Source organism: Alphaproteobacteria bacterium (genome assembly GCA_019746225.1).
Lineage (GTDB): Bacteria > Pseudomonadota > Alphaproteobacteria > Paracaedibacterales > VGCI01 > VGCI01.
In genome coordinates this window covers 1-3,164 of the sequence record JAIESE010000021.1, presented here as the reverse complement: position 1 = coordinate 3,164, position 3,164 = coordinate 1, and the positions used below count along the sequence as shown (strand labels likewise).

The 3,164-nt window shown below is 39.3% G+C and carries 2 protein-coding genes; both read right to left on the bottom strand.

Features of this window, described 5'->3' with window-relative positions:
* Positions 1–308 precede the first annotated feature (308 nt).
* Positions 309–1,067 (bottom strand): IS21-like element helper ATPase IstB, encoded by a 759-nt coding sequence (gene istB, locus K2Y18_04045; protein ID MBX9804909.1) that lies wholly within the window; start codon positions 1,065–1,067, stop codon positions 309–311.
* 74 nt (positions 1,068–1,141) lie between these two features.
* Positions 1,142–2,860: an IS21 family transposase gene (gene istA / locus K2Y18_04040; protein MBX9804908.1), complete on the bottom strand. Its 1,719-nt coding sequence runs from the start codon at positions 2,858–2,860 to the stop codon at positions 1,142–1,144.
* Between the last annotated feature and the right edge of the window lie 304 nt (positions 2,861–3,164).

Below are 3,164 nucleotides of genomic sequence, written 5' to 3'. Positions count from 1 at the left end.
TCTGTCTATATCGAACTAATTCTCTTAAGCGAACTATTGCTGTTGGGGGAATAAAACTTTTTGAGAGCAGCCCACATGGTAACAATCACTAAGAACCATCCACCTGATGATCACTAAGAACCATCCATTTGGCGATTTCGTTTTTTTCGCCAAGCAAATCATCACCTAAAACCAGCCACCTTTTTTCACACTTCTCGGCGATCTCATCCGAACTCCGATGATATGATCACTGAGAACCAGCCACACCTCCCATCTTATCAAATTCTTAGATGTCTATGCTTTGTCTCCTTCAAATTTCTTATTTATATTTACTCTTTCTTTTGTTTCGCGCAAGTTTTTTTAAACTCCGCCAATCGATAGCTATTCCCCTCGATGATGATCTGTATCCCTTTATGAATTAATCTATCTAATGCTGCTGTACCCAATAAAGGATTCTCAAAAATATTTAACCATTCATCAAAGTCTCTATTACTTGTAATAATTGTTGAGCTCTTCTCATACCTTTGAGCGATGACTTGATAGAGATCTTCTTGTTGCGCTCCATTAAGCTTCTGGAGCCCAAAATCGTCTACGATGAGAAGCGGCGTTTTGATGATTTGATTCAACCTTCTCTTGTGTGTTCCATCTCCTTTTCCATTTTGAATCCATTCAAATAAATCATACGCACAATAAAACATCACGTCTATACCATTTCGACACGCTTGATGCCCTATTGCTTGAGCTAAATGACTCTTTCCTACCCCACTCGGTCCTAGAATGAATATGTTCTCCCTCTTCTCAATAAATTGGCAAAGAGACAACTCTCTTATTAATGAAATCTGGATTTTTGGATTGAATCCCAAATCAAATGTTTCTAATGTCTTATTCAAATCTAATCGGCTTTTGGATAGCCGGAGTTTGAATTGTTTGTTATCCCTCCTTTCTATTTCATCTGTTAATAAAGTTTCCATAAACATCGAATACGACCATTGCTCCTTAGATGCTTGTTCTAATCGATATTCTAATGACTGCGCTACTCCAGACAGCCTTAAACGGTTAAGTTTTTTTGCGATCATTAAACCTTCCATAAATTTATTCTCCTGTTAATATTCATCTTAGTTTAGGAACCAAAACACCGTGGTCTTGTTCACACGTTGGCGGATCACGGTAAATTTTTTTCCCTTTGCACTTGCTCTATTTCCTCTTCGGCTATTTGATCAGCTAAAAGAGCGTGATAGACTCCTAACATTGCATTTCCATGTTTCGAATGAGGATGAGCTTCTTCTAATCTCTCTAGAAACGTCTGTTTCCTAGGAGCATCCATCGCAGTTGTGCTTCTATAGTCTGCTGGATTTCTGACAAATCGAAAATGCGGTAGCTTAACGACTTCCGTCGAGCAGTTTTGTTCTGGTCGCTGGGTCTCTAGATTGCCATCTAAAATATTCTTTACGCTACTGTAACTAAACATTTTGTACTTGCATGCCCGCTGACACGCTATTTCAAGACGTTCTTGTGAGTATTTTGTGGCAAGCCTTAATAAAAGACGTACAGGTCTTAACTTATCGATTGAAGGATGCGATAAAATACCTTCAACGAGTTTATATGTATAAGGTCCTACACTATCTGCTAAAGCAAGCAGACCTTCTCGAGAACATTGCAGAACTTCTTCCTGGAGAGGGGGTGCATACTCGGTTTTTCTCTTATATTCCCACTTCTGTTTGGCTCTATCGTGATAAGCAACTTCTTGATGATCGTAAAAAATGCGAACTAAAGAAGATGTTGAGCATACTTGAACCATCTTACCAATCAGGTGATAAGGAACAGAATAGTAAGCAGAATCAAACATGATTCGCCAATCCCTACGAACAGTGCATTGGCTCCAAAATGTAGGTTCCCAACGATGGTTGGGAAGAGGACGTAAATATTGCTGTTCTTCTGCCTTAAATATCTCCTGAGGAGAACGCCCAACTCCATTCACAATATGGACATCAGCAATTTCCCTTCCCCACTGTTCGAGGCCTTCAATAAGGTGAGTGAGACGAGGTTGCACAATATTTCTCTCCTTGAACTTCTGACGAAAATAAGGAAGAAAATTCCCCTTGATATACTTGACGTCTCCTTCAACACCTCCTTTATGCTCCGGGGTTCTTGGAAGACAAGGAGAGATCACAAAGCCATAATGTTCCGCCAATTCCTGATAGGAACGCATGATCATATCATTGTCAACCGTGGATCGTATAACAGCTGCTTTGCAGTTATCTAATACTACATACTGAGGCACTCCGCTAAACGATTCAAAAGCATGGATGTGACACAGAAGAAATGTTTCTAATTTTTGATTGAGAACGACTTGACGATAGACTCTTCTAGAATGACGGAGTCGAAATGTAAATACCCACGCTTTTCTCTTCAATCCATTATCATCATAAAATTCGCCGAGATATCCAAAGTCGATATCCATATACTGACCTGGCAATGTTTGACGAACCATGACGGGGTCGACTGTCTTTGGAAAATGCTTTTTGAGATAACGTCGGACCATTTGAGGATTACAAGAACACTTATCATTAAGTAATTGATAGATAACAGTCGCAGACAGTCCTTCTTTGCGCCATTCTTCTAAACTATGACGATAAGGATCGAGAGGATGGTCTTTGAAAGATTTGGGTTTGGGTATCCAAACTTTTGAAATTTCGTCATCCGAAGGCATAGGCGATTGAAGATCTAACCATTGATGAGCCATAGCTAAATTTTTGATGTTGCGTATGATCGCACGATCAACTCCGATTTCTCTTTCAATCAAACGGTTGGAGTCACCATTTCTAAGACGATGAATCACTGTTCTTATTTCCAACATATTTGTTAACCTTCCTTTTGGCATAATATACTTCCTTTTCTAAGACTTCGATAACAGAAGAAATAGAATAGAAGTAAAAAACAAAATTAATACTAGTCAAACATGACAATCTAAGAAAAAAGAAAGGGTGGGTGGTTCTAAGTGATTAAGCTTATCACCACAATATGGAAGCGCCAAATGGCTGGTTCTAGGTGATGATTTGCTTGGCGAAAAAACGAAATCGCCAAATGGATGGTTCTAAGTGATGATGGGGGTGGATGGTTCTAAGTGATCGCCAAATGGCTGGTTCTCACTGATCGTTACGATCATCTAGAGAAGACATTGAAAA

Excerpts from the sequence above, each read along its gene's own strand:
- istB (MBX9804909.1), bottom strand. The coding sequence starts at position 1,067 with ATGGAAGGTTTAATGATCGCAAAAAAACTTAACCGTTTAAGGCTGTCT.
- istA (MBX9804908.1), bottom strand. The coding sequence starts at position 2,860 with ATGCCAAAAGGAAGGTTAACAAATATGTTGGAAATAAGAACAGTGATT.